The sequence below is a fragment of the Nostoc sp. genome, assembly GCF_036919555.1.
Lineage (GTDB): Bacteria > Cyanobacteriota > Cyanobacteriia > Cyanobacteriales > Nostocaceae > Nostoc.
The window spans coordinates 89,957-116,863 of the sequence record NZ_JBALCS010000047.1; the positions used below are offsets into that span (position 1 = coordinate 89,957).

Genomic DNA, 26,907 nt, shown 5'->3' on the forward strand with positions numbered 1-26,907 from the left:
TTACTAAGGAGAGGGACAGGTTTTACGTAGTAAAACCAGGGTGAGGTATCTTAGAGGCTATGAGACTTAACCGTAAATGGCCTCACCAAAGACTTGTGTGTACACCGTAGCCAACGCTAGTAGGGGAGCCAGTGCCTTGGGCGGCGAGCCACTCTTGTTGCACCTGGCGTAAGAGGCTGGGGGTTAGGTTTGAGAGAAAGTTGCACACGGCGTGGATCTGAGGAAATTTTAAAAAATCATATTATTTACAGCTTTTTACTTATAACAATTGAAATATGACATAAATATTCACGAGTAACAGCAGTAAAAGCTGGAACATCGGCTACATTCAGCCAAACCATAAATTTTGCGATTTGTTACCCTTTGTAAATTAAATGGATAATCTATTGACTTTTGGACAAAAAGTTTGAAGGTAAAAGCCAGATCAGGCAGGAATTCCAGCCAGATTTGAGCAAGTTTGAATTATTGTTAAAATATCTCCAACAAAGTACAAGTTAAGACCCTATAATTCAACGAGAAACAACTATCCACATCGGGTCTTGATCGCGGCTTCAGTAAAATTCTGGAACATGTGATAATGGTTCATTTTGTGGTATTCATGATTCCTCATTCCTTATCAAGAGAGGAGGTCGAATGACAATAAGTCCTCCGGAGCGAGAGGAAAAAAAGGCAAGAGTAATCGTCGATAATGATCCAGTTCCAACCTCATTCGAGAGATGGGCGCAACCTGGACACTTTGACAGAACCTTAGCTAGAGGTCCCAAAACCACCACATGGATTTGGAACCTGCACGCACTCGCCCATGATTTTGATACACATACAAGCGATTTAGAAGACATCTCCCGCAAGATATTCTCAGCCCATTTCGGCCACTTAGCCGTAGTGACAATCTGGTTGAGCGGGATGATTTTCCACGGCGCGAAGTTTTCCAACTACGAAGCTTGGCTAACCGACCCGTTGAACGTTAAGCCTAGCGCCCAAGTCGTTTGGCCCATTGTGGGACAAGACATTTTAAACGGTGATGTTGGCGGTGGTTTCCACGGTATTCAAATCACCTCCGGTTTGTTCCAAGTATGGCGTGGTTGGGGGATTACAAACTCCTTCCAGCTTTACTGCACAGCGATCGGTGGCTTGGTATTAGCAGGCTTATTCCTATTTGCCGGCTGGTTCCACTACCACAAACGCGCTCCCAAACTGGAATGGTTCCAGAATGTGGAGTCGATGCTGAATCACCACTTGCAAGTATTGCTAGGTTGTGGTTCCTTGGGATGGGCAGGTCACTTAATCCACGTGTCCAATCCGACCAACAAGCTTTTGGATGCAGGCGTTGCTCTCAAAGACATACCCTTGCCCCACGAGTTCATCTTGAACAAAGACTTGTTGACCGAACTGTACCCTGGCTTTGCTGGTGGTTTAGCACCTTTCTTCACCTTGAACTGGGGTCAGTATGCTGACATCCTCACCTTCAAGGGCGGTCTGAACCCGGTAACAGGCGGCTTGTGGATGACTGATATTGCTCATCACCACTTAGCGATCGCAGTTCTGTTCATCATTGCTGGTCATCAGTACCGTACCAACTGGGGTATTGGTCACAGCATTAAAGAGATCCTAGAAAACCATAAAGGTCCTTTCACCGGTGAAGGTCACAAAGGTCTCTACGAAAACCTGACCACATCTTGGCACGCTCAGTTGGCTACTAACCTAGCCTTCTTGGGTTCGCTGACCATCATCATCGCGCATCACATGTACGCGATGCCCCCCTATCCATACTTGGCAACTGACTACGCTACCCAGTTGTGCATATTCACTCACCATATGTGGATCGGTGGCTTCTTGATTGTTGGTGGAGCGGCTCACGCTGCAATATTCATGGTGCGCGATTACGATCCAGTTGTGAACCAAAACAACGTGCTGGATCGGGTAATTCGTCACCGTGACGCGATTATTTCTCACCTGAACTGGGTGTGTATTTTCCTCGGCTTCCATAGCTTTGGACTTTACATCCACAACGACACAATGCGGGCATTGGGTCGTCCTCAAGACTTGTTCTCTGATACAGGGATTCAATTGCAGCCAGTATTTGCCCAGTGGATACAAAATATCCACACATTGGCTCCTGGTACAACTGCACCCAACGCCCTAGAACCAGTTAGCTATGCCTTTGGCGGCGGTATCTTGGCTGTTGGCGGTAAAGTGGCGATGATGCCCATTGCTTTGGGTACAGCGGACTTCCTAATTCACCACATTCACGCCTTCACCATTCACGTCACCGTCCTAATTCTGCTCAAAGGTGTGCTATACGCCCGTAGCTCTCGTCTGATTCCAGACAAAGCTAACCTGGGCTTCCGCTTCCCCTGCGACGGTCCTGGTCGTGGCGGTACCTGTCAAGTCTCTGGTTGGGATCACGTATTCCTCGGACTTTTCTGGATGTACAACTCCATATCGATTGTAATTTTCCACTTCAGTTGGAAGATGCAATCAGATGTCTGGGGAACCGTAGATGCAGCCGGGAATGTGACTCACATAACTGGTGGTAACTTTGCCCAAAGCGCCATCACCATCAACGGTTGGTTGCGAGACTTCTTGTGGGCACAAGCTACACAAGTCATCAATTCCTATGGCAGCGCGCTATCTGCCTATGGTCTACTCTTCTTAGGCGCTCACTTTGTCTGGGCATTCAGCTTGATGTTCCTGTTCAGTGGTCGCGGCTACTGGCAAGAACTGATTGAGTCCATTGTTTGGGCGCATAACAAACTGAAGGTAGCTCCAGCAATTCAGCCTCGCGCTCTGAGCATTATTCAGGGTCGGGCTGTAGGGGTAGCTCACTACCTCTTGGGAGGAATTGCCACTACTTGGGCGTTCTTCCATGCACATATCCTTTCAGTAGGGTAGAAATCAGTTATTGAGTGCTGAGTGCTGAGTGCTGAGTCAAAACTCAGAACTCAGGACTCAGACTTCAGGACTCTAGACGCTGATACTTGATGGCTAAAGGTCAGAGGATTTGTTAAACCTATGGCGACAAAATTTCCAAAATTTAGCCAGGATCTCGCACAGGACCCGACGACTCGTCGGATATGGTATGCGATCGCTACAGGCAACGATTTTGAAACCCATGATGGCATGACGGAAGAAAATCTTTACCAAAAGATTTTCGCAACTCACTTCGGTCACTTGGCAATCATCTTCCTGTGGGCATCCAGCCTCCTGTTCCACGTAGCCTGGCAAGGTAACTTTGAACAGTGGATTAAAGATCCCCTTCATATCCGTCCCATCGCCCACGCGATTTGGGACCCCCACTTCGGTAAACCAGCGATCGAAGCTTTTACCCAAGCTGGCGCTAGCAATCCGGTAAACATTACCTACTCTGGTCTCTACCATTGGTGGTATACCATCGGAATGCGGACGAACGGTGAACTGTACAACGGTTCAGTGTTCTTGCTGTTATTCGCGGCGATATTCTTGTTCGCTGGTTGGCTGCACTTGCAACCCAAGTACCGTCCCAGCTTGGCATGGTTTAAGAGCGCTGAACATCGTCTAAACCACCACTTAGCAGGTTTGTTTGGTGTTAGTTCTTTGGCGTGGGCTGGTCACTTAATTCACGTTGCTATCCCCGAAGCTCGCGGACAGCACGTAGGTTGGGATAACTTCTTGAGTACCCCACCCCACCCAGCCGGTTTGACACCATTCTTTACAGGCAACTGGGCTGTTTATGCTCAAAACCCTGACACTCATGGACATGTGTTCAGCACATCCGAAGGTGCAGGAACTGCAATTCTGACTTTCTTGGGTGGCTTCCATCCTCAGACAGAAGCTTTGTGGCTGACTGACATAGCTCACCACCACCTAGCGATCGCAGTTCTATTTATTGTCGCTGGTCATATGTACCGGACAAACTTTGGGATTGGTCACAGTCTCAAGGAAGCCTTGAATGCTAAGAGTTTCTTTGGCATTCCTGTTGAAGGTCCGTTCAACCTACCTCACCAAGGTATCTACGACACCTACAACAACTCCCTGCACTTCCAGTTGGGATGGCACTTAGCAGCGTTAGGTGTTGTCACTTCCTGGGTAGCGCAGCATATGTACTCCATGCCTTCCTACGCATTTATTGCGAAGGACTACACAACCCAGGCAGCGTTGTACACGCATCACCAGTATATTGCTGGATTCCTGATGCTTGGTGCTTTTGCTCACGGAGCAATATTCTGGGTACGTGATTACGACCCAGAGCAAAACAAGGGTAACGTCCTTGAGCGTGTGTTGCAGCACAAAGAAGCGATTATTTCCCACCTCAGCTGGGTATCCCTTTTCTTGGGCTTCCACACCCTTGGTCTGTACGTACACAACGACGTAGTAGTTGCTTTCGGCACTCCTGAAAAGCAAATCTTGATTGAGCCGGTGTTTGCTCAATTCGTCCAAGCTGCTAACGGTAAAGTACTGTACGGTTTAGATACTTTGCTATCTAACCCCGATAGTATTGCTTACACAGCATGGCCCAACTACGCTAACGTTTGGCTACCAGGCTGGTTAGATGCGATCAATGCTGGTACTAACTCCCTGTTCTTGACAATTGGCCCTGGTGACTTCTTGGTACACCATGCGATCGCTTTAGGTCTGCACACCACCACCTTGATCTTGGTCAAAGGTGCTTTGGATGCCCGTGGTTCTAAGCTGATGCCCGATAAAAAGGACTTCGGCTATGCCTTCCCTTGCGACGGCCCCGGTCGTGGCGGTACTTGCGACATCTCAGCTTGGGATTCCTTCTACCTCGCTACATTCTGGATGCTGAACACCCTTGGTTGGGTTACGTTCTACTGGCATTGGAAGCATCTAGGTATTTGGCAAGGCAACGTAGCTCAGTTCAATGAGAACTCTACATATCTCATGGGCTGGTTCCGCGATTACCTCTGGGCTAACTCTGCTCAGTTGATTAACGGTTACAACCCCTACGGCGTGAATAACCTGTCTGTCTGGGCTTGGATGTTCCTGTTTGGACACCTAGTTTGGGCTACTGGCTTCATGTTCTTAATCTCCTGGAGAGGTTACTGGCAAGAGTTGATTGAAACCCTTGTCTGGGCACACGAACGCACTCCTCTAGCTAACCTAGTTCGCTGGAAAGACAAGCCCGTGGCTCTGTCTATTGTTCAAGCTCGTGTAGTTGGTCTAGCTCACTTCACTGTTGGCTACATCGTGACTTACGCCGCGTTCTTGATTGCTTCTACTGCTGGTAAGTTCGGTTAATTCGGCTGCTAGTTTTGTAGTTAAGTAATAAAAATCCCCTGCCGCAAGGTGGGGGATTTTTTGTGGGTTTTGGGTGGGGAAGATGGGAAAAATAAAGAAAGGGGCGAGCAAGATGCCTAAAAAAGAATTGTGGTTAGAGGCTATCAATCAAGCTTACGGCGATTGAGATTATTTTTGGAGTATCGCTTATGTCAACAATAAGTATCAGCTAAATTTAAAATGAATATATTTATACAACGCATAGAACAGGGTATTTTGACAATTCCTTCTCCTAAAGCTTGGCTATACTCGGCAATATTATTATTATTATTTGCAGTAATTTCATTGCCTATAGGCTTCTATTTCAAATTTTTCCAGCTGGAATTTTTTCAAAAATCATTATTTACAGCGTCTCAAATCATAATGTTTTCTATTTTTACCCCTGCAATAACAGAAGAATTATTTTTTCGTGTTTTACTACTTCCTCATTTGACAGAAAAGGCTTCAATCAGTGACCAGTGGCTATGGGGGTGCTTCAGTTTAGGAATTTTTATTATTTATCATCCTCTTGAAGGCATTACAGTATTTCCAGCAGGGTTTTCTACATTCATTAATCCAGTTTTTCTGTTGTTAGCAGCACTCTTAGGAAGTTTATGCACAATTATATATTTTCAAACAGGTTCTTTATGGACATCAGTTATTGTTCATTGGATAGTTGTAATAGTTTGGCTACTTTTCTTGGGGGGATATAGGAAACTAAATATTCAATAAATATATGGAAAAATTTTAGTGAAAATTAATCTATTTAGGAGAGTGTTGATTAATTGTCTGAATAGCTTTTGTCAAGTCATCAATATGTTTAACGATAAAAGGAATGATTAAAATAAAATTGTTAATAGCAAATAATTTTCCCGTTTTCAGCGCTAGTGGCCAAGTAGGCATCTTCTCATATACCTGATGCCTTTCGTTTAAATCAGATATTTTAGATTTTATTAAATTATATTCTTGCTCGTTCTTTGCATTTAAAAGCTGCTCCTTCATAATTAAAATATCTTTGCTTATTCCATCTGCATTTTTTAATAACTCAGCTTTGAATTCACACATAGCTGTATTAAAACTTCGCATCGGTAAAATGAAAACAAGAATTTCAAATATGATAGCTAATATCAAGAGTAATATTGCTTTTTGTTTCCAAACTAAAGCACTTTGAGGTAGATCACCATTCTTTGACCATAAAGTTAATAAGATTGACCAAGTACCAATAAAAAAAGCAGGGACTGATGCTATAATAGCTTGAAAAAAATAAAAATCACCTATAGGTTTTAGTCCAGCAGCACCATCAATATGATCTGGCTTTAAACTGAGTACAATATTTTCCTTTTTCAGGAGAGATCCTAAAGTACCATAGGCTACCATAATCCCAAAAATCCGACCTGTTAAATATGCCAGAAAAGTTTCAAAAATAATTAAAAATATGTTCCAAGCTTTCAGTTCTAATCCTATCATCCAACCTGAAAATACTCCTATTCCCAGCAAAAAACCCCAGATTTTCGCAAAACTACTTGCTTTTTTTTCTAATTTTATTTTTAGATGATCCTCAGAATTAATAATTCCTCTATCTAAAAGTCTTTTAATAGTAAGATCCATTTTATTAGGAATATCTAATGACAGCTTAAATGTAATTCCGAATACTGCTACAGCCGTGAAAAACAAGAAATCCCATTGCTTGTAATCTGTCCGGTATTTATACAAATTAAATAAAAAATAAGATATAAATATAGTCGTCAGCAACCAGTCTAAATATGTCTGATTATTTACAATTTTTTGTAATCGATTACTTCTGAAAATTTTCATGATAATAAACTTCCTTTGTTGTGCTTTATCTCGTAACAAAATTTCCGATTAGCTCCCGAAGGGATCGCCTTTCTCCGGTATCGGGATCTAATGATATCAATGCCCTCGAAAGATATCTATGAAAGCGGGGCTTTTATTATGGACTGCAATCAGCGCTTAATAACCGCAAGTGGTCATCGCGCTGCAAACATAAACAGGTTTAATCAGTCAACGGAATAATGAGGGTTGTAGCGTTCGTGCTTGCTTCGCTTTAAATCCTGTCCCACCGTAATAACATATCTCCGGTCATACCTGCTCGTGGTACTGGGCGACGTTATTATCCCAGCGTTAACACCCTAGACGGCATATCCACCACCAACCGTCGATTTTTTAACCACTGGCGACCAAATAAAACTTCTGATAATCCTTCACCCACATAAACAGGAATATCAAAAGTTTGCCCATCGATTTTTACTTTACCAGCATAGATATTAAAATCTGCCTCCCCCCGTGCAGTTCGCAGCGCTCGTGTCTGCACGTAAATCCAATCCAGTCCCTGTAAGTCTTGTTCGTCAATAGCCAACCAGCCAGAAAATCCTGTATCTAAAATTACATCAACTGGTAGTTCTAATCCATCTGCACCAATAAGCTCAATCTCAAAAACCAGCTCATCGTCATTGCTGAACAACCCAAGTATCATATAGTTCCAGAAACCCCTGTTTCATTAATTCGGAAGAGAAACAATGGTACAGTACCGGGGTGCTTAATACGTGCTATCTGCATAGCTACTTCTTCATCACGATCAATAAAATAGTTTCCACTTTCTGGTTCAACAACCATATACCAGTTGTAGTGAGTTTGAATGTATTCTGGCTTAACGCGCTCAAAAATCACTTGGCTACGTTGATGAAACGTATCGCGTTCTGCTCGACGTTTGGCTTTCTGTTCTTCTGTCCACTGGATTTCGGGGAAAATTCTTCCTCGGCGGACTGTACGAGTAGACTTGGCTTCAGTCATGGTTGTTTTTTTATTTGGAAGTCCCTGATTGAATCTCTAGTTAAAGTAATATTATCTCTCTCTGATCAGGAGCGATCGCTATTGGAAGAAAAACTGTTTTTCGATTCATCAGAGCCTTCAACTCGTGATCTAATGCTACTTTCCCAGACTGGAGGAGCCTTTAACTTTCTTGAAAATAACCAGACATATACTCACTTGACGACGAAGAACCTATCTAATTGTTCATCACTGCATCCAATAGCACATTGGCATCAAAGCGCACGACATCAGTGCAAGGTAGCCCAGTTTCTGCTATGGTTTGAGCGATCGCTTCTTCAGCCGCAGATTCCTCTAGATGGGCTGTGTTAAGGGCTATACCCACTACAGGAACACTTGCAAAGGCACCACCAGCACTAGCGACAGTTTCATAAAGCCGAATCACTTCTGGTAAAGGTGGAATTAGTACATGGGGATGATTACGTACATGAACTTGTCCCGCCCGATGTACCAACACCAGTTGGGTTGGTTGCGAACCACGGATTAGGGGTAGAGTTGCTGTTGAACCAGGGTGTAGCAGTGAACCTTGTCCTTCAATGTGCAAGATGTCGTAGTTTTTGCCGTAGCGCATGATTATTTGTTCCACAGCACCGGCAGCAAAGTCTACCCGCACGGCATCTAAAGCCACGCCGTCCCCTTCTAACATCACCCCAGTTTGACCTGTAGCCAGGAATTTAGAACGCCAGCCCCGCAGTTTTGATGCCCAATGTAACTCTAGGCTAGTTGACATTTTACCGATCGCCATGTCGGTTCCCACTGTCAACACCCGCCGACAAGGAAGGGTGCGTGCTATCCCACTAGCAACACTTATATTAGCTGGCTCTTTCCGTACATCCCAAATTAATTGTCCTGGTTTGAGCAGTGCATTTAACTCTGGTATGTTTGCCATTGGTGTGTGCAAACCATTTACCAGCGACATCCCAGCCTCTAGAGCGTCTTTGATTTCATGCCAGTAATCATCTGGGATAGCGCCACCTCCTGGGGCAATGCCTATTACCAAAACTTCTGGCTTATATTCCAGCGCTGCGGCTACCGATGCCATAATTGGCACATCACGCTTGATACCTGTTAATTCTGGTAGGGATTTGCCAGCAGACTCGCGATCGATTACGGCTACGATTGGGGCTTCACTGTAGCGTAAAATTGCTAGCCCTGTTTTGCCGTGAGTCCCAGTAGTTCCTTCATGCAGCAAGATAGCTACTCGTTGATTAAGTGGTAGACGCACTGTGTTGTACCCCCAAACCTGGTAAATCGTTTGGTAAAACTCTCCCTTCTTTTAGCAATGCACCCGTAAAAGGATCATCAATTAAGTTAAGGTGACTGTCTAAATCTAAATAATCAGCTAATGGTGCTAGCTGTAATGCTGCTGTATTAGCTAGCGAACTGTCAGAATAGCAACCGAACATTACTTGCAACCGATATGCTCGCGCTGTATGTACCATTCGCATTGCCTCGGTTAGTCCCCCTGATTTCATCAGTTTGATATTAATGCCATCCACGTAGTTTGCCAAATCAGGTATATCGGAGCTTGTGAAACAACTTTCATCAACAAAGATGGGCAGGGGAGAGTGTTCTTTTAGTTTTGCTAAACTTTTTTCCTGCCCCCGTGGCAATGGCTGTTCTACATACTTTATACCTAAATCAGCCAGCCAATTGCACATGGCGATCGCATCTTCTAAACTCCAACCCCCGTTGGCATCAACAAAAAACTCTGGTTCCGGTGCTTCTTCTCGCACTGCTAATAGCATTTTTTTATCTGCATCTATGCCATCTGGACTACCTAGCTTGACTTTGAAAAGGCGGACATCCGTAAATTGTAACCAGTCCCGCGCTCTAGCCCTGGCATTTTCAGGGGAATTAATCCCAATTGTGACAGAAGTCGGGACTATTTGATTGCGATCGAGTCCCCAAATTTGCCACAAGGGTAATCCGACGCGCTTACCAAGCCAGTCGTGCATTGCCATATCCAACGCTGCTCTAGCAGCAGAAGAAACCTGAGTTTGTATTAAAACTTGCTCAATTTGCTGTCGTTGTAAGGGGCTGAATGTTTGCAATAGTGGCACAATTTGCTCTAAAGCGTCTTTGATCGTATCAGTTGATTGTCGATGATTGCCTACACCGAATGGCGATGCTTCCCCCCAGCCTTCGATGCCATCATCTGAGATCCGCACCCATACATTCGTTGTCTGTGCCGTTGTACCCCGACTAATGGTTAACGGAAATCTCTTGTTTACTGTAAATAAATTTATATTTATTTGCATACTTATTCCCCATATTATGTTATTGCAAAAGCCAGTGTAAGTTCAAAATTTAGATTATCGGATGTATCTGTTATACTTTTTTACATTCATTGCTTGACTCCTAAACTTTTTATAGAAAATTTTATTTTTTACTTAATTTATGACTAACTTAAAAAAATGGAAAACTTTAAAATCAAAAATGGTCTTAGATCATTACTGGTGTAAGGTAAGGCAAGATGAAATAGAATTGCCCAACGGTAAAATTATCGATGATTATTTTGTCAGTATTAAGCCTGACGTTGCGATGGTTTTACCTATTACTAGTAATAGAGAAATTATTTTCGTCCGGCAATATAGACACGCTGTAGGTGAGTTTTTATTGGAATTGCCAGCAGGGAATTTTGATTCCACAAAAGAGAGTGCCGAAGTAGCAGCAATCAGAGAACTGACAGAAGAGACTGGTTATATTCCCCAAGAATTTAGAAAAATCGGAATTCTATACGATAAGCCGAGTAAAGATACTAATCAAATACATTTATTTTTAGCAGAAAATGTCAGCAAAGTTGGAGAGCAACAACTAGATATTACAGAAGAGATTGAAGTTGTATTAATTCCCGTTGAATCAGTTTTAAAGAAAATTATTCAAGGAGAAATTTATGTTGCAGGAACTGTAGCGGCTCTTTTTTTAGGTTTAAATTTTCTAACTTGTTAAGAATCTAAGAGTTAATTATTATGTTTGTCTTTACAGTGACTGCTGATACTTTCCTGAAAGTTCGCCCAAGTGAGTTAGCGGAACTAGCTGAAGATGAAAAACTTCTCATTCAAGTCAAAAGTGTCTTGGAGGTTATTTCTTATATTGAGGAGGAGGAATATTACCGAATTATCTTGAAAAACTCTATCAAGGGCAAAGATACATGGTTTGTCCGTAAGAAGTATATTGAGATATCAGCTTGGAAGAAGAAACTGCAACCACCGCCAAATATACAAATTTAGAACCTGGCGATCGCTGGGAGAAAAAACTTTATCGCAACATTGATCAGTGTGATCTCTTCCTACTATTTTGGTCTACTGCTGCTAAAGAATCGCCGTGGGTGCTTAAAGAAGTATTATATGCCCTTGAGCGACAAGGATCTGATGGATTGCGTTCACCCGAAATTATTCCTGTAATCATTGAAGGCCCACCGCTTGTTCCTCCACCTTCTGAATTGCAGAATCTCCATTTTAATGACAAACTTCTTTACTTAATGGCGATACCTAAATAGCAGACCTGACTTTTCACAGTATCTGGAAAACCTCACTTTTATTTCTCTCTCCTTTTAGGCTACGGTGTACACACAAGTCTTTCTGAACACAATTTACGGTTAAGTTTCATAGCCCCTGAAATACCTCACCCTGGTTTTACGTAGTAAAACCTGTCCCTCTCCTTAGTAAGGAGAGGGATTAAAGATAGGACAGGGTGAGGTTTTATATCATGTCCGCCAGATTACCCATAATAAAAGAATCCCACCCCTAACCCCTAAGAGCTCTTCGGGAGGGGAGACAAAGCATAGCTTTGGCGGGGTGGGGTTCTTCGGGTTTAATAGCAATCAAGCGGACATGATATTAGAGGACTTTTGGGTAATCGGATAACTTGTGTGTACACCGTAGCCTTTTAGGAGAGAGACTTTGAATAACCCTTTCCCCATTTTCCCTAAAAGGGGAGAATAGGGTTAGAGGAGATAACTCAGGGGAATTTCTAGCTTTCTGAAGTTTCCTGGGAGAACTTCTTATGGATAGTTCTAGTGGATTCCCCATCAGCAGCTACCGTTATCAGATAGTCCATTAAACCATCTGAAAAGGGGAGACGTAAGTGGAAAGTACCATCGGGTTTGATTTTGATCGTATGACCACCAATGTTTACGGTTGTGTTTGGTTGGGTTGCTCCGTGAATAATTAACTCAGCATCTGCCACAAACCAAAAATCTCCCTGAGCATGATTGAAAATCCGAACATTAGGTGAACGGGCGATGAGTAACCAACGATCGCCATCAGCAATATAGCCAATTTCAACCATGTAGTCGCGATCGCTGACGGGAATAGCCACAAAGCGATCGCGTGCTACCTCTTCACATTCATACTGCTGGACAAGCTGGGGACTTTGATAACTCAAGTCAATCCCAGTTACATCGTATAGCCGCACTACCAATTGGGAGCCGCCCTGTTGTTGCAGCGCTTCGTTCTGAGCTTTGGAAATGTACCAAGAGACATAAGCCCACTTGGGAGTACGGGGTGTTACCACAATACTGCTCTCTTCTTCACTACTACTTTCTTGGGCATTTACCAAGCCAATAGCTGTTTCGCTTGTTAACGCTACATTTTCAACTGTGGGATCGGGATGGACAGGACTGAAGACACGAACGATCGCGGAACGGGCGATAAGTAACCAACGATCGCCATCAGCGACATAGCCAATTTCAGCCATGTAATCCCGATCGCTGACGGGAATAGCCACAAAGCGATCGTGTGCTGTCTCCTCACATTCATACTGCTGTGCAAGTTGTGGACTTTGATAACTCAAATCTATCCCAGTTACATCGTAGAGCCGCACTAGCAATTTAGAGCCGCCCTGTTGTTGCAGCGCTGCTTTCTTAGTTTCGGAAATCTCCCAAGAGACATCAGCCCATTCGGGAGTGCGGGATGTTAGCAGAATACGGCTCTCTTCTTCAACTGTGGGATCGGCATGAACAGGACTGAAGACACGAACGATCGCGGAACGGGCGATGAATAACCAGCGATCGCCATCAGCGACATAGCCAATTTCAGCCATGTAATCGCGATCGCTGACGGGAATAGCCACAGAGCGATCGTGTGCTATCTCCTCACATTCATACTGCTGTGCAAGTTGGGGACTTTGATAACTCAAATCTATCCCAGTTACATCGTAGAGACGCAGTACCAATTGAGAGCCGCCTTGTTGGTGCAGCGTTGCTTTCTTGGTTTCGGAAATCTGCCAAGAGACATCAGCCGATGTATCAGTATGCGGTGTGAGCATAATACTGCTCTCTTCTTCTCCATCCCCCCAATCAATATCTGTTTCATCCGCAAGCGGCACATCTTCAATTATCGGATCTGGATGAACAGAACTGAAGACACGAACGATCGCGGAACGGGCGATGAATAACCAGTGTTCGCCATAAGCTAGATAGCCAATTTCAGCCATGTAATCGTGATCGCTGCTCGGAATTTCTACAGAGCGATCGTGTGCTGTCTCCTCAGATTCATACTGCTGGACAAGCTGGGGACTTTGATAACTTAAATCTATCCCAGTTACATCGTAGAGACGCACTACCAATTGAGAGCCGCCTTGTTGGTGCAGCGTTGCTTTCTTGGTTTCGGAAATCTCCCAAGAGACATCAGCCGATGTATCAGTATGTGGTGTGAGCATAATACTGCTCTCTTCTTCTGCATCCCCCCAATCAATATCTGTTTCATCCGCAAGCGGCACATCTTCAACTGTGGGATCGGCATGAACAGGACTGAAGACACGAACGATCGCGGAACGGGCGATGAATAACCAGTGTTCGCCATAAGCGACATAGCCAATTTCAGCCATGTAATCGCGATCGCTGCTCGGAATTTCTACAGAGCGATCGTGTGCTGTCTCTTCACATTCATACTGCTGTGCAAGTTGGGGACTTTGATAACTCAAATCTATCCCAGTTACATCGTAGAGGCGCACTACCAATTGAGAGCCGCCTTGTTGGTGCAGCGTTGCTTTCTTGGTTTCGGAAATCTCCCAAGAGACATTAGCCGATGTATCAGTATGCGGTGTGAGCATAATACTGCTCTCTTCATCTGCATCTCCCCAATCAATCTCTGTTTCATCCCCAATCGGCAGATCATCAACTATCGGATCTTGGGACTCTGATGGCAAAGTGGTAGCCCAGGCTCCAATCCCTGCGCCTGCTGCTAAAGCCGCAGCAGCAGCAAAATTTATGGAGTCAGCTTCAGCAACACCTTCCCCAACAGTCGGCTCTGCTTGTGATTCCTCCTCTAGCAAAAAATTGAGAGTGGGTTCGGCCTCGTCCGCGATCACATTCAATGCATCTTCTGGGAATTCTGGCAAATCGAGCAGTGAGGCTGTTTCTGCCTCTGACGATTCCACATCGGCTGCCAGTTCGCCAGACTCTGATAAACGTAATTCATCTACTGAGGCTGTATCTTCAGTTGAGGTGATGCTCTCTAGCCAGTTCAATTCTGCCTGAAGTTCCTCATCTATCTGATTTTCACTAACTTCTGTGTCCCAATATCCAAAATCAGATGTTATTTCTGGCACATCTGGTAATTCCGGGAGTGGGGCTGTCACGTCATCTGAAGGCAGTTCCACATCAGATGTCTCTTCTGGAAGATTACCCAGGTGAGGATATGAAGTATTTACTACAGCCGCCGGGGCTTCTATCTCCCATGCAACTTGATCAGACTCAGGAGGGTTTGTCTCCATATAATTATTTAGCCCGACTGTATCATCAATCGTGTCTATTTCTGTTTCTTTGTTGCTAAAAGCAGACCAGGTAGTTGCCCCGATGCCCGTTGCTAGAGCCGCACCACCCGTTAAAGCTGCGGCTCCCAAGTTGTTATTTTCTGATCCATTATTAGCTACGCCTGATGTTGTGCCTTCATAGAAGTTAGAGGCGCCATTAGTTGCGTCTTGTACGAGATTTGATGTCCCCTGAGTAGCGTTCTCGGTCAGATCAGATTGTGTTTGAGCATAGATGTTAAAAGGAGTGCGATCGGGGGTTTCTTGCTCTTGAAAGTGCGATACTGGCTGCTCCTCAAGCATTGCTCCGTTACCATAGTGAGCTGTGCTGGCATTGAGTACCGCCGTTTCTCCATCTTCTGTACTGGGTGGATGAGGATTTGATTCTGGTAAGTTATCTGTTTTCTCAATAGGCAATGGGCGTTTTACCACAACCCACCATAGTAACCCTCCAGCTAAAGGAATAAAAAACAAAGGTAGCAGCAACCACAATGGTGTTTTCTTGTCTACAATTGGACTTTTTTGTGCAGGAGCAGCCACAAAGGGCTGTTGGCCAAATACAGAAGTAGTCGCACTAGGGGAAGGCGTAGCAGCAGGTGTCGTTTGGGCACTAGGGGAAGGCGTGAAAGCAGGTTGTAATACACTGGCGGCGATCACCTCTGCTTCAGTAGTTCTAGCTCGTTCTATAGCTTGCTGTCCTGGGGGTGCAAGGGTAAAGCCGAGAAAATCGACTATGCTTAAGCTGGGATTTTTTTTGTAAACATAAACCAAAGGTTGCGAGAAGGGATATTTCGCATCATCTGGCAAGGCTTGATGTAATTGCAGAACTCGTACACCTTTCAGCTTCGACACCTGATTAGCTAATACATAGCTGATGCCGTCTTTGCCCAGTTGTTTGATGATTTCTGCGGTATTATCCTCAGTTAGCTGGGTAGCATTGGGACCTGTAGCAAATTCACCAGTCTTGAAGGCTGGATAAGTGCGAAAAGTATTGCGAGTCTCACTCGTGTTCGGGTGATCGATTAACCGAATCTTCCCTGGAGGCCCGCCCAGTTGTGACCAATTTGTAATTTGTCCCCGGAAAATCCGGGCGAATTGCTTACTGGTCAAGCTTTGCTTGAAAGGATTATCTGCACCAACCACGATCGCAATCTTCTCACGGCGCAAGCGAACTTGCTCTAGTCCTTGGGCTTTTTCTGCTGGTGTCAACCCACGCCCAATTGCTGCTATGTCAATTTTGCCTTCTAGCAAATCTTTCAGTGCCGTACCAGTGCCGTTAGCAGCAATTTCAACCTTTGTGCCGGAAAACTGTTTTTCAAAACTTTCTTTCAGGCTTTGGTTGATTGCAGCCAATCCACTTGAACCGTCAATCCGCACTGTCGCCCCATTCTGTACCGTTTGCGGCGGTGGAAAAGAGCGAGCTTCAGGTGTAGATTGTCCCAGCATCGGTGCAGATACCACCAGAGTTGCTGCGATCGGGGTCGTAGCTAAGGCAACCCATAATACTAGTCTGACTATTGAAGTATCTTTTTTTTCTTGTTGCCACATATGCCCTTGATTAAAGTAAAAAATAGAAAGCCTGCCAATCCTAAATCGCAATCTTTTTAGAGATAATGGAGGAGACGCGCTAATTATACATCTGAGTTATCTTTACTTCTAATTCTTTCAGCGCACTTATACTGATTTATACTTCCCCGTAGTTCGTATAGCATGATAATTTATACTCTAAATTGCCAAAGTCTGTTTACTATAAATTTTTCTAATTTATATTGCAACTTATACCAAGTTGGTAGCTTATGGCCACAATTATGAATTATGGAATTACTAAAACTGGTAAAGTGTACCAAATTCAATATTATTTAACAATATTATTTTCCGAGACGTAGCACTGCTACGTTTCTACAAGGGTTCTACATCTTTGAGATAACAATGACAATCTGGCTTATCAATTAGTGATTCCACCAAGGCATTTAGGGCAGTTGCAGCTAAAGCGCCACCTCCCAAAGTCCCTTCAACTGTAATAAAAGGTATCCCTTGTTGCATCAGTTGTCGCTTGGCTGCGGGAGCATGGCTAAAGCCAATGGGCATTGCAATAACTAGTGCAGGCTGAATTTTCTGGTTAGACATCGCCTCACAAGCTTCCAGAAGTACTGAGGGAGCATAACCAACTACCAGCACACAACCCTTACTTACTTGCAGCAATTTTTCTCGCCATTCTCGATGCTGCCAAAAGGCAAGTTCCGCCTCTGTGGCGGTGGTAATATGGGGATTATCAATCAAGGTTTCGATGTGGCATCCCAAGTGAAGTAATCGGGTTTGATCCAAAGCAGCCGCAACCGTTTGGGTATCGACTACAATTTGACAGCTTGAAGAGAGGGCTTCTCGACTAGCGGCGATCGCATCTCGACTCAATTTGATAAAGGACACCAAACTGACATCGCCAGAAGCCAAAACCAACTGAGAAATTAAGTGTTGTTCAATTTCCGAACGGTGAGACAAATCAGGTAATAAACGTTGTAGCGATTCTGTAAAAGCTTCCGAATGTGTATGAATTTCGGCATCCAAGCCACTCCACAGGTTTTCCAATCCCCCTAATCCAGCTTGAGTTTCGACATCGAGTAACTTGAGTTGCGCCAAGACTTCCGCCTGGATAATTTGACAATGGCGATCGCGCCCCAATAATCCTTCTAATGCTGATGCAGTTTGCCGTAGTTGAGAAATTTGTTGCATCACCGCCCGATATTGTTGCTGGAGTTGTCCCATCAGGTTAACAGTTGTGTCGGCTTCTGGTTCCACCTCCAAAATTTGACGGATGTGGTTTAGCTGAAACCCTTGCTGCTTGAGTGCTACAATCCGTTGCAACCGGAGGACATCTTTTTTGGTGTAGAGACGGTAATTGCTACGCGATCGCACTGGTTGCGGTAGCAGTCCCAATTGATGATAATGCCGTACCATGCGTGGAGTTAAACCGCCGCCAACTGCATCCGTAAGTTCTTTAATAGTTAAGCAACTAGCATTCATAAGTTATTTAATAATGGTAAAATTCTTTGTAACTCTTCACAAGCCGCCTGGAGAGATGGCGGTGCATTTTCATCTAAACTCCCTTGAGAACACTGGTTTGCTAATTGCTCAACACCAGGTTTACAAATTGCCTCATTTTTAGGGAATTTTGCATATTTTGATTTTTTTGCTTCTTCTTCAACAACTTCTCCTGTTCGTAAATAATGTATCCAAGTTTCAATATTTCTTTTTGGCACGAAAATTGCTATTTTCTCATCAGGCTTACGAAGTTCCTGTGAATCTTCTATCAGTGCATCATCTAATTCTTTTAGTGTTGCCTTTACTGTCTTAGTATCTGCATCAATCAACACTACTAGCATTCCTGAAAGATAGTTTTTGCTGCGATATGCTTTTACCTCTGCGGGATAACGCTTTCTAACAAACTGCTCTCCTGCACCTTTACCTTTTGGAGAAGTCCTTATTGTGAGGTTTTTTGGATTTATATTAAAGCCTAGCTTTTTCAAAAAATGATATGCAAAAACTTGCTGTTGTAGATCCTCACACAAAATTACTATCTGTACTCTATTCTGGGTCATAAAGCCATCCCCGCGCAATCAGTTCTGAAATTGGTAATCCAGAATTTTCAGCTTCTTGATTACTAATTGATTTTACTCGTACAGGTGCATTACTTTGACGCTCAAACCAATAGCCTATCGGTGAAGCTAGAAGATAATTAATTAATACAGGATGATGAGAGATTAGTAAAGCTTGTATTTTTCCGTCTATACAGAAATCATAAAGTTGAATTACCCAAGGCTGAATTTCTGGCAGGGCTAAAAAGTTTTCTGGTTCATCTATACATAATGTATAGTCTTCAGATTGAGTACAATAAAGAAGTGTATACAGAGCAATTAGTACTTTTTGTCCATCCGATAATTCACTAAAGCGATAATCAATAATATTTCTTCTATCTTCACCTGTTGTAAATCGTAATTTCAGAGTTCGATATTTTTCACTGAACTGTTCAAACTTAAAACTTACAAAACCATCTAATACATTTTTTAGAATGTTCATAAGTTCAGAAACTTTACCTTGATCTTGTGAAATATAGCGATACCAAGAAACAAAATTCTCCATCCTAAAATCTAGGCTTATTTCTTCTTTTCCACTGCCATCAACCATCAGACTAGGAATAATTTGTACAATAATGAATCGCTGCATTCGTTTGCTGAACCAAGCTAGCTTGGTACCATTAGTCTCTACCGAAAATAAGATTAGTAGAGAACTTAATTTTGACAATTGCAAAGAAATTAAAATTTTTTTTACTTCAGAAGTATCTTCTCTAAAAAGTTGAACTTCATCTCCTTCAAATTTTAGTAAAATTTGGTTATTAAACCAAAGACGTTCATATTCAACATGATTTTTGTCTTGATTATGTCTAATGGCAAATTCATATTTATAATGACCACCATTGCCAGTAATTTCTAGCTCAAAACGCTGAATTGGTAAAGTCTGCCAGCGAGTACAGTCAGTATATTCAAAAATTTCTTCTAGGTTTTTGCTACCACTTACAAAAGTTTGAATTTTTCGTAAAACTTCAAAAACAGTTGATTTACCTGTCCCATTCCCACCAAGAAACAGATTAATCGAGTCGAAGTTCATCTCAAAATTTACTAAGCCGCGAAAGTTATCAATATATATTCGCTTTAGCATAGATTTTTTCCTCTTAGGTGCAATTATTTTAAAGCTAACAGTTAAATCGTTGCATTTACCCACATCCCGCTTTTGAAAAACGCTCCAATAACGCAGATAAAAATTTGACTTTGCGTACCTATGCGCTTCCCTCAGCGCCCTGGAGCGTTTCAAAATTATTATAAACCTTGACATTAACATTAATGTCAAGGTTTAGCCTGAGAGAGTCCCTGTTAATTCACCTCTCATGCTCTACCCCCAGCGTTTCACCCAATTCACCAGAGAACACGCAGATACCGTAGCCGCCCTTTTGTGTGGCTTACTGCTATTTCTCGGATGGTTCGCCTTACATCTTGGCGCTTTGGGATTAGCATTGCTGCTGCTACCTGCTGCTTACGTGATTGGTGGTTACGAAAGTGCGCGGGAGGGATTGACTACTCTCTTCAAAGAAAAAGAACTCGATGTAGATTTGCTGATGATTGTGGCGGCTATAGGTGCTGCTAGCCTCGGCTTATGGCGAAGAGAATATCATCTAATTATTGATGGGGCAATTTTGATTCTGATTTTTGCCATCAGTGGCGCATTAGAAGGCTATGCAATGCAGCGAACTGAGCGGAGTATCCGCAGTTTGATGAGTTTGACACCAGATACAGCAAGGGTTTTGCATCAGGGAAGGGAAGCGGAAGTTTCCATTAGTCAGCTAAAAGTGGGTGATGAGATTGTCGTCAAACCCGGAGAACTAATTCCTACTGATGGGATAATTTTATCTGGTTACAGCACCCTGAATCAAGCTGCGATTACAGGCGAGTCTTTACCTGTAGAGAAAACAGTGGGCGAAGAAGTATTTGCTGGCACCCTCAACGGCTATGGTGCATTGCAAATTAAGGTACACAAACCAGCCCAAAGCAGTTTGATTGTGCGTGTGATTCGCTTGGTAGAACAAGCAAAGACTCAAGCACCTCCTTCGCAAGAGTTTATCGATCGCTTTGAGAAAGGATATGCCAAAGTCATTGTAGTAGCCGGGATATTACTGGCAACTTTACCGCCATTTCTTTGGGGTTGGGATTGGGAAACGACAATTTATCGCGCCCTTACTTTCCTGGTGGTGGCTTCTCCCTGTGCGCTGATGGCTGCAATTATGCCCACCCTGCTTTCGGGAATTGCCAATGGTGCTAGACAGGGGATTTTGTTTAAAAATGGGGCGCAGTTGCAGAAGATTGGCAAAGTCCGAGCGATCGCATTAGATAAAACTGGTACTCTAACAACAGGACAGGTACAGGTATACAAGGTAATTCCAGCTAGTGAATACACTCAAATAGATGTATTAAAAGCCGCAGCTAGTGTGGAATCTTCTTCAGAACATCCCATCGGTAAGGCAATTGTACAAGCGGCTGGTGATTTGGATTGGGTTGGTGCAATCCAAGTGCAAGCTATGCCTGGACAGGGAATTGTCGGAATCGCCCAAGAACAACAGGTATTTGTAGGGAATGCCGTTTTTGTGCAACAGTATGTCACAAATTTACCTGAAGAATTGCGAGAAATGGCTCAATCTTTGGAGGAAGAAGGTAAAACTGTAGTTTGGGTAGCGAAGAACCCCAACCCACAAGCGAGGAGGGGGGCAGAGGTGATCGGTGTAATTGCGATCGCAGATGAAGTAAGATCGCAAGCAGCCGCAACCATTAGCCGGTTAAAGAAGCTGGGAATTGAGCAAATTGTCATGTTAACTGGGGATAATCAGGAAACTGCTCACAGTGTCGCCAAAGCAGTCGGAATTGATCGGGTGTATGCTCAACTTCTACCAGAAGATAAGCTGGATGTGATCCGCCGTCTACAGCAACAATATCAAACTGTGGCAATGGTAGGCGATGGGATCAATGATGCACCAGCCCTAGCGCAAGCATCTGTAGGGATAGCAATGGGAATATCTGGGAGTGATGTGGCATTGGAAACCGCAGATATAGTACTGATGGCAGACAGGTTAGAAAAAATTGTCGTGGCGATGCATTTGGGTAGGCGATCGCAAGCCATAGTCAAACAGAATATAGTCGTAGCATTGGGTTTCATAATGTTGCTTTTGGTGGGCAACTTTCTGGGAAATATTAACCTACCCATTGGCGTTATTGGGCATGAAGGTTCCACAGTGTTAGTTACCCTCAGTGGTTTAAGATTGCTCAAATAAACCACTCACCGAATTTTAGATTTTAAATTTTAGATTTTGGTGAAGCAGCGCGGTCTTGGGGGTTTCCCCCATGAGTGACTGCACCAAGCCGTAGGGATTGAAGATTCAAACATACGTTTAATATGAATTAAGTCTTGAAACCCTTGTAATTTGGTTGATAGTCACAAAACTATAATTTTGGACTAGTTTTGAAACACTTATAAAATAGTAACCGTTCTGGGGGGTACGAAGTTAATAGGGTTTGAGCCACTATCAAGCCCTTGAGTTGGAGGAAGCGAGGCTAAATCATCCGACTAATTTGCCTGCAACCCTCATTCTCTCGTTACCCCTGTGAACAGTTACTATAAAATAAGAGGTGTTTCTAATTGGGAGCATCTCAGTTTTGCAAATACACCATAGGAAAAACAAGATTCCTGCTCCCTCTCCTTAATAAGGAGAGGGCTGGGGTGAGGTTTAGGCTTTCTACGAAAGTGAGATGCTCCCTTTCTAATTTACATAAGGCGTAACATCGTAAATTTAATGCATATCTGAGAAAAAGCGAATTGAAACGCGAGAATAATTCTATTATCCAAACATCATAAATTACTTAACAGAGCTAATGACTTAATTGCTGGGGTCAATCTAAAATTTAAAATCCAAAATTGATTGACGGGATCTGGAAAGTCAGAAAGTATCACAGACGACAAAACTTTTCTCAATCACCGCACCCAAAAAAACTTTTCGAGTTACTCAACACTGATAAGATTGATTCAAAGACTTGTGGAATCTGCTTTTCCTAAACAGACTAGACTTGCATAAATTACTATCAACAACTTGCGACTCACATCATGAAGCGCTTTACCTCAATTTTTCTGGCCGGCTTGATAGCATCTGCTTCAGCTTTGGCTATTTCTCTAAAAGCTGATGCGAAAGCACCAGTGTCTTATCTTGCTGAGTTAGATAACTACAGCTATGATTATCATCGCAACGATGATGGTAACTACGAACGTGAGAGTCGTTACCACAGAGATCGTGATTATAACCGCGAGAATAACCTTCGCAACATTCGTGACAATAACTATCGCTATGAGCGCGAGAATAACCGCCGCTATGAGCGCGAGAATTATCGCCGCTATGAGCGCGAGCATTATCGCCGCAATGACCGCAACAATAACCTTCGCAACATTCGTGAGAATAACCTTCGTTATCAACGCGAGCGCGACGGGGGTCTTGGCTAATCCCTCCGCCTTCATTTAGCCCCTGAAATACCTCACCCTGGTTATGCTACGCAAAACCTGTCCCTCTCCTTATTAAGGAGAGGGATTAAAGATAGGACAGGGTGAGGTTCTTTTATAGCAACCGTCTAGTCTATCAGGACATAGACTAGACGGTTGCTATAACTGTAAATATAGGACTCATATTTTATTTTTGAAATACACGTAGTAGCGTGCCAAGGCTAAATTGATGCAATAGAAAAATTTAGTTATGTTTCTAAAATCTGAATATTTCCAATATTTGTAATGCACTATTTTAGCCTTGACACGCTACTACATATACTTAGATTTTTTCAAACATTAAATCGGATTGCTATAGCTGTAACTATTGCCAAACTTAGCATTGGCGGATAGATTGTATTTCTTTAAGTCGTTATTACCGCACTTTAATTTATGTTCTTTAAACCCAAAATACTTTTATCATGGCTTGCATTATTACTCAGTTTTGCAAGTCTATTTCTTAGCTCTTGGATTATTCTTCTGGCTCCAAATATGTTTTTACTCACGCTAGCAGTGGGAGCGCCAGAAGTCAGTCCTTGGTTATTGTTATTAAATTTGCTCTCTTTATTACTTTCTTTTTTCTGCATTCGTGGCCGTCAACTACAACGCCTAGCTTGTATTTTCAGTTTGATAGGATTGCTAATTTGTGGATGGGTGCTAGTGAATATCCCACTAACTCAAATACAGATGGCTAAAGCGATGAAACAAGGATTGGGAGCAAATTATTTAGAACAAATTCCAGCCCAAGTAAGCGCTAAGATGCAAACCCATCCCTTTAACTTAGTTAATTTCTTTCGGGGTATTCCATTAGGTAAAACGCGTCATCAAAAAGATATTCTCTTTGCTTCTCCTGCGGGAGTGCCTTTAAAAATGGAAGTTTACCAACCCTCAGAGGTAGGGAAATATCCAGCAGTGGTAGTAATTTATGGTGGAGCTTGGCAATATGGCAATCCTCATGCCAATTCCGAGTTTAATCAATATCTTGCTAATCATGGATATACAGTATTTGCGATCGACTATCGACACGCACCGAGATATCGGTTTCCATCTCAGTTAGATGACGTGCGTACAGCCCTAAATTTTATTCGCAAACATGCAGCCGAATATGAAGCCGATCCAGAACATATGGTGCTTTTAGGACGTTCTGCGGGAGCGCATCTAGCAATGTTAGCAGCTTATCAACCGGATGCACCACCCATTCGGGGTGTGGTGAACTATTACGGGCCTGTTAACTTAACTGAAGGATACAAAACACCGCCAGTTCCTGATCCTATCAACACCCGCGCTGTTTTAAAAGCATTTATTGGTGGTTCTTTAGAAGAATTGCCTAATCAGTATAAAATTGGTTCACCGATAAATTACCTGACGCACCCTTTACCGCCAACTTTATTAATTTACGGCAGTCGTGACAATTTGGTAGAAGCGCGATTTGGCAGAGAAATGTATGAACATTTACATGACTCTGGTAATACTGCGGTTTTTCTCGAAATTCCTTGGGCAGAACACGCTTTTGATGCCGTTTTTAACGGTGTGAGCAATCAATTAGCGTTGTATCATACCGAGAGGTTTTTGGCTTGGGCGTTGTTCAGGCAATAATTTGATTAAACTATAGCAGCAGTCAGAGCATAAAAACTCATTAACGGAGTTCAAAGACTCATTAATCAGTATCAAAGGTGGATGAATGGAGTTCTGAGCCTCATTAATGAGTATCAAAGGTAGATGAACGAGTATCAAAGGTGGATGAACGGAGTTCTGAGCCTCATTAATGAGTATCAAAGACTCATTCACGAGTATTAAAAACTCAGCACTCCCCACTCCCCATTCCCTTTCAAGGGTAGGTGTTTAAAAATTAGGCAGTATTGTATTGAGGGTGATTTGGGAAACATTGAGTTGTGGAATGAAGGTAGGCCACGGTTCAGGAAAAAAACTACCCTGTGGTCAGGTCAAATGATTGAGGAATGCAGCTTTAATAACTAAATAGCCGCGTCGAAAACAACTCAGGGCAAACGCATCTTATTTATTAATAAAAACTAAGAAAGATTTCAAAATGACATAGATAATTGTAAAAATTGATGGAATGATAAGCAAAGTAAATTAAATATTTTCTCCAAATGTGGATGAGCTTATTTTCAATTGAATGACTATTTATTAATAGTAAAATAATTCAATTATCAAATACATAAAAGTGTATTTATCTAGAGAATAAACCTTTCATATAAAATCTGAAACTCTAGTTTTAATATACTATTTTAAGCTCGTGTTAAAACTCTTAGTAAATAGTTGTTATCCATCGCCACGAGGAACTGTTTATTTTCGATTCCTCGTTTCACACGCTTCTCTTTACCTAAAAGATTGACTGCAATTTGCCGCAATCCGGCAAAGTTATGTGGAGCATTTATATTGACTTCATCCAACTAAGAAAACATTCTTGAAACTGTTGAGGAATTAGACTTGAGCCGAGTCAAAAATCTGTTGCGCTGTCAGATTTAATTGCGGGAAAGTTGGCGATACAATCAAATCGCTAGCCCTAAACGGGGTCATTACGTACTCTCCATCCACTAGCTCACAGACAAAAATAGTAGGGACTTTGGGATTGCCGATAAACTTACGTCCGCCCAGTGCTGCATAGTCTACAATCCAATACTCAGGAATGCCCATAGTTTCGTAGTCCCTAATTTTGTCGTAATAGTCATCCTGCCAGTTGGTGCTGACAATCTCGATTACCATCGGCACGGATTCGGGGTAAATTAAAGTCGATTGTTTTTTCCAGAGCGGTTCATTTTTCAGGTTATCGCGGTTGACAACTAACATATCCGGTAGATAGGCAGATTTTGCATTAGGAGTTTTCACGAATACCGATGCTGAAACTCGATAGGGTAGCCCGGATAGCTTAAGCACTGCTAATATCACTTCAATTAAAAAACTGATAATATCCGTATGATCGCCAGCCGGTGGAGGCACTTCGATTATCACTCCATTGTGTAGCTCGTATTTTCGTGTCGAATTTTCTGGATACCATTCGATAAATTCATCAAAGGTATATAGCTTTAGTTCGGCTTGTGTTTGGGTTTGGGCTTGGGTCATAGTTACCACCTCCACATATATTTGACTTTACCATCCCTATTGGAGCATTACCAGTAACGGAAAGTTGCTTCAGCCATAGTCATAGGTCAATCGCAACGAATGCTGCCATTATTTTACGCGACGGGTGTTTGGTACGATGGGAAATAATATGCTGGATGAACTAATTGCAGATTATCAAGGGATAGTGGCAACAAATGGCGGATGCTATCAGGCTAAATGGTTTTTGCGATTTATTAGGTTAGAAACTAGTCAACCTCTGCCGTACTCCTGCATAACAAAACTAGGTTCGACCCCCTTCGTATTTTGCTTCATGACCCGCAACAGACGATTCTCACTCATATTGCCGTCTTCATTCAAAAAATCAGTCATTGCCTTGATTTTCCCAGCATAATCGCGATCGTGCTTAAAAATGATAATGCCAGCATGATCGGGCACGGTGCGATGTAAATCATCCGCCAATGCTCCGGTTGGCAATAGTTAAATTATGTCAAGTCATATTACTTTAATAAGTATTTTTACTTTGAGGATGCACTAAAGCTGAGATTAGGCGATCGCATTCAAGTTTCCAATGCACTGTACGAATGAGTACAAGAAGATGAACTCTGTGTGCAGGAATGCTTCACCTGTATGGTTTTTCCGGTTGCTGAGATTAGCGATCGCGATAGTTCCTCTACCAATTGCCTCGTCTGCTTATACAATGGTGCTGAGTATAAAATTTAAGGCATCTACGAATAAAATCGCTATAATTGGCGCTGGCCGAAGAAGTAGTGAGGGGATGAACTGAACGAATAATTACTAAAAAGTACATCCTTTGCCATTTGCAGTTTTTTCTGAATGTTG

General features: G+C 42.9%; 21 protein-coding genes and 1 pseudogene. 11 read left to right on the forward strand and 11 right to left on the reverse strand.

All coding sequences use genetic code 11. The annotated features are described in order from the left end of the window. The first annotated feature begins 633 nt into the window (after window positions 1-633). The 3 genes from psaA (at window position 634) to V7K36_RS14125 (ending at window position 5,988) form a co-directional block, all read left to right on the forward strand. Complete coding sequence (psaA, locus tag V7K36_RS14115; RefSeq protein WP_335116628.1) at window positions 634-2,892, forward strand: photosystem I core protein PsaA; 2,259 nt, start codon at window positions 634-636, stop codon at window positions 2,890-2,892. A 120-nt stretch (window positions 2,893-3,012) separates the two neighbouring features. Continuing rightward, entirely contained in the window at window positions 3,013-5,238 is a 2,226-nt protein-coding gene (psaB, locus tag V7K36_RS14120) for a photosystem I core protein PsaB (protein WP_335116630.1), read from the forward strand. 219 nt (window positions 5,239-5,457) lie between these two features. Next, window positions 5,458-5,988: a CPBP family glutamic-type intramembrane protease gene (locus tag V7K36_RS14125; protein ID WP_335116632.1), complete on the forward strand. Its 531-nt coding sequence runs from the start codon at window positions 5,458-5,460 to the stop codon at window positions 5,986-5,988. Between the two features lie 30 nt (window positions 5,989-6,018). Here V7K36_RS14125 and V7K36_RS14130 read toward each other — a convergent pair whose 3' ends face one another. The 5 genes from V7K36_RS14130 to V7K36_RS14150 all read right to left on the reverse strand — a co-directional run bounded on the left by V7K36_RS14130 (window position 6,019) and on the right by V7K36_RS14150 (window position 10,364). Next, the gene (locus tag V7K36_RS14130; protein ID WP_335116634.1) at window positions 6,019-7,071 is read right to left on the reverse strand and encodes a hypothetical protein; all 1,053 of its coding nucleotides are present in this window, start codon (window positions 7,069-7,071) and stop codon (window positions 6,019-6,021) included. Window positions 7,072-7,387: 316 nt separating this feature from the next. Then, window positions 7,388-7,750 (reverse strand): aspartyl protease, encoded by a 363-nt coding sequence (locus tag V7K36_RS14135; RefSeq protein ID WP_335116636.1) that lies wholly within the window; start codon window positions 7,748-7,750, stop codon window positions 7,388-7,390. Beyond that, window positions 7,747-8,067 (reverse strand): hypothetical protein, encoded by a 321-nt coding sequence (locus V7K36_RS14140; RefSeq protein WP_335116638.1) that lies wholly within the window; start codon window positions 8,065-8,067, stop codon window positions 7,747-7,749. Before V7K36_RS14140 ends, V7K36_RS14135 begins: the two co-directional genes overlap by 4 nt. Before the next feature lie 214 nt (window positions 8,068-8,281). Continuing rightward, complete coding sequence (locus V7K36_RS14145; RefSeq protein WP_335116640.1) at window positions 8,282-9,328, reverse strand: DUF1611 domain-containing protein; 1,047 nt, start codon at window positions 9,326-9,328, stop codon at window positions 8,282-8,284. Continuing rightward, window positions 9,312-10,364, reverse strand: a complete 1,053-nt coding sequence (locus V7K36_RS14150) for a dipeptide epimerase (RefSeq protein WP_335116642.1) — start codon at window positions 10,362-10,364, stop codon at window positions 9,312-9,314. The genes V7K36_RS14145 and V7K36_RS14150 overlap by 17 nt, the downstream gene beginning before the upstream one ends. 139 nt (window positions 10,365-10,503) lie before the next feature. Between V7K36_RS14150 and V7K36_RS14155 the strand changes: the two genes are divergently transcribed. From V7K36_RS14155 to V7K36_RS14165, 3 genes are read left to right on the forward strand one after another with little or no spacing between them, the layout of a single operon-like run. Further along, complete coding sequence (locus V7K36_RS14155; RefSeq protein WP_335116644.1) at window positions 10,504-11,055, forward strand: NUDIX hydrolase; 552 nt, start codon at window positions 10,504-10,506, stop codon at window positions 11,053-11,055. Between the two features lie 20 nt (window positions 11,056-11,075). Further along, complete coding sequence (locus V7K36_RS14160) at window positions 11,076-11,336, forward strand: hypothetical protein (protein ID WP_335116646.1); 261 nt, start codon at window positions 11,076-11,078, stop codon at window positions 11,334-11,336. After that, the gene (locus V7K36_RS14165; RefSeq protein WP_335116647.1) at window positions 11,294-11,605 is read left to right on the forward strand and encodes a toll/interleukin-1 receptor domain-containing protein; all 312 of its coding nucleotides are present in this window, start codon (window positions 11,294-11,296) and stop codon (window positions 11,603-11,605) included. The genes V7K36_RS14160 and V7K36_RS14165 overlap by 43 nt, the downstream gene beginning before the upstream one ends. Window positions 11,606-12,078: 473 nt before the next feature. Here V7K36_RS14165 and V7K36_RS14170 read toward each other — a convergent pair whose 3' ends face one another. The 4 genes from V7K36_RS14170 to V7K36_RS14185 form a co-directional block, all read right to left on the reverse strand. Beyond that, a complete protein-coding gene (locus tag V7K36_RS14170; protein ID WP_335116649.1) occupies window positions 12,079-16,407 on the reverse strand; it encodes a DUF4912 domain-containing protein in 4,329 nt (1,442 codons plus the stop codon). Window positions 16,408-16,758: 351 nt separating this feature from the next. Then, window positions 16,759-17,880 (reverse strand): precorrin-8X methylmutase, encoded by a 1,122-nt coding sequence (locus V7K36_RS14175; RefSeq protein ID WP_335116651.1) that lies wholly within the window; start codon window positions 17,878-17,880, stop codon window positions 16,759-16,761. Beyond that, entirely contained in the window at window positions 17,877-18,455 is a 579-nt protein-coding gene (locus tag V7K36_RS14180) for a hypothetical protein (protein WP_335116653.1), read from the reverse strand. The genes V7K36_RS14175 and V7K36_RS14180 overlap by 4 nt, the downstream gene beginning before the upstream one ends. Next, window positions 18,442-19,752, reverse strand: a complete 1,311-nt coding sequence (locus tag V7K36_RS14185) for an AAA family ATPase (protein WP_335116736.1) — start codon at window positions 19,750-19,752, stop codon at window positions 18,442-18,444. The genes V7K36_RS14180 and V7K36_RS14185 overlap by 14 nt, the downstream gene beginning before the upstream one ends. Before the next feature lie 46 nt (window positions 19,753-19,798). Between V7K36_RS14185 and V7K36_RS14190 the strand changes: the two genes are divergently transcribed. The 3 genes from V7K36_RS14190 (at window position 19,799) to V7K36_RS14200 (ending at window position 24,579) form a co-directional block, all read left to right on the forward strand. Beyond that, window positions 19,799-21,730, forward strand: a complete 1,932-nt coding sequence (locus tag V7K36_RS14190) for a heavy metal translocating P-type ATPase (protein ID WP_335116655.1) — start codon at window positions 19,799-19,801, stop codon at window positions 21,728-21,730. Between the two features lie 827 nt (window positions 21,731-22,557). Next, window positions 22,558-22,947: a hypothetical protein gene (locus V7K36_RS14195; protein WP_335116657.1), complete on the forward strand. Its 390-nt coding sequence runs from the start codon at window positions 22,558-22,560 to the stop codon at window positions 22,945-22,947. A gap of 429 nt (window positions 22,948-23,376) precedes the next feature. Beyond that, window positions 23,377-24,579, forward strand: a complete 1,203-nt coding sequence (locus V7K36_RS14200) for an alpha/beta hydrolase (protein ID WP_335116659.1) — start codon at window positions 23,377-23,379, stop codon at window positions 24,577-24,579. An 849-nt stretch (window positions 24,580-25,428) separates the two neighbouring features. Here the strand turns inward: V7K36_RS14200 and V7K36_RS14205 are convergent. Continuing rightward, window positions 25,429-26,067, reverse strand: coding sequence for a Uma2 family endonuclease (locus V7K36_RS14205; RefSeq protein ID WP_335116661.1), 639 nt, complete (start codon window positions 26,065-26,067; stop codon window positions 25,429-25,431). A 106-nt stretch (window positions 26,068-26,173) separates the two neighbouring features. On the opposite strand from V7K36_RS14205, the pseudogene V7K36_RS34125 reads away from it, so the two are divergent. Beyond that, window positions 26,174-26,302: pseudogene (locus V7K36_RS34125) on the forward strand (DUF7005 family protein); the annotation flags it as partial. A gap of 14 nt (window positions 26,303-26,316) precedes the next feature. On the opposite strand, the gene V7K36_RS14210 reads toward V7K36_RS34125, so the two are convergent. Next, the gene (locus tag V7K36_RS14210) at window positions 26,317-26,541 is read right to left on the reverse strand and encodes a hypothetical protein (protein WP_335116663.1); all 225 of its coding nucleotides are present in this window, start codon (window positions 26,539-26,541) and stop codon (window positions 26,317-26,319) included. Between the two features lie 121 nt (window positions 26,542-26,662). On the opposite strand from V7K36_RS14210, the gene V7K36_RS14215 reads away from it, so the two are divergent. After that, window positions 26,663-26,851 carry a hypothetical protein gene (locus V7K36_RS14215; RefSeq protein WP_335116665.1) on the forward strand — a complete coding sequence of 63 codons (189 nt, stop codon included), beginning with the start codon at window positions 26,663-26,665 and terminating at the stop codon, window positions 26,849-26,851. The last annotated feature ends 56 nt before the right edge of the window (window positions 26,852-26,907 follow it).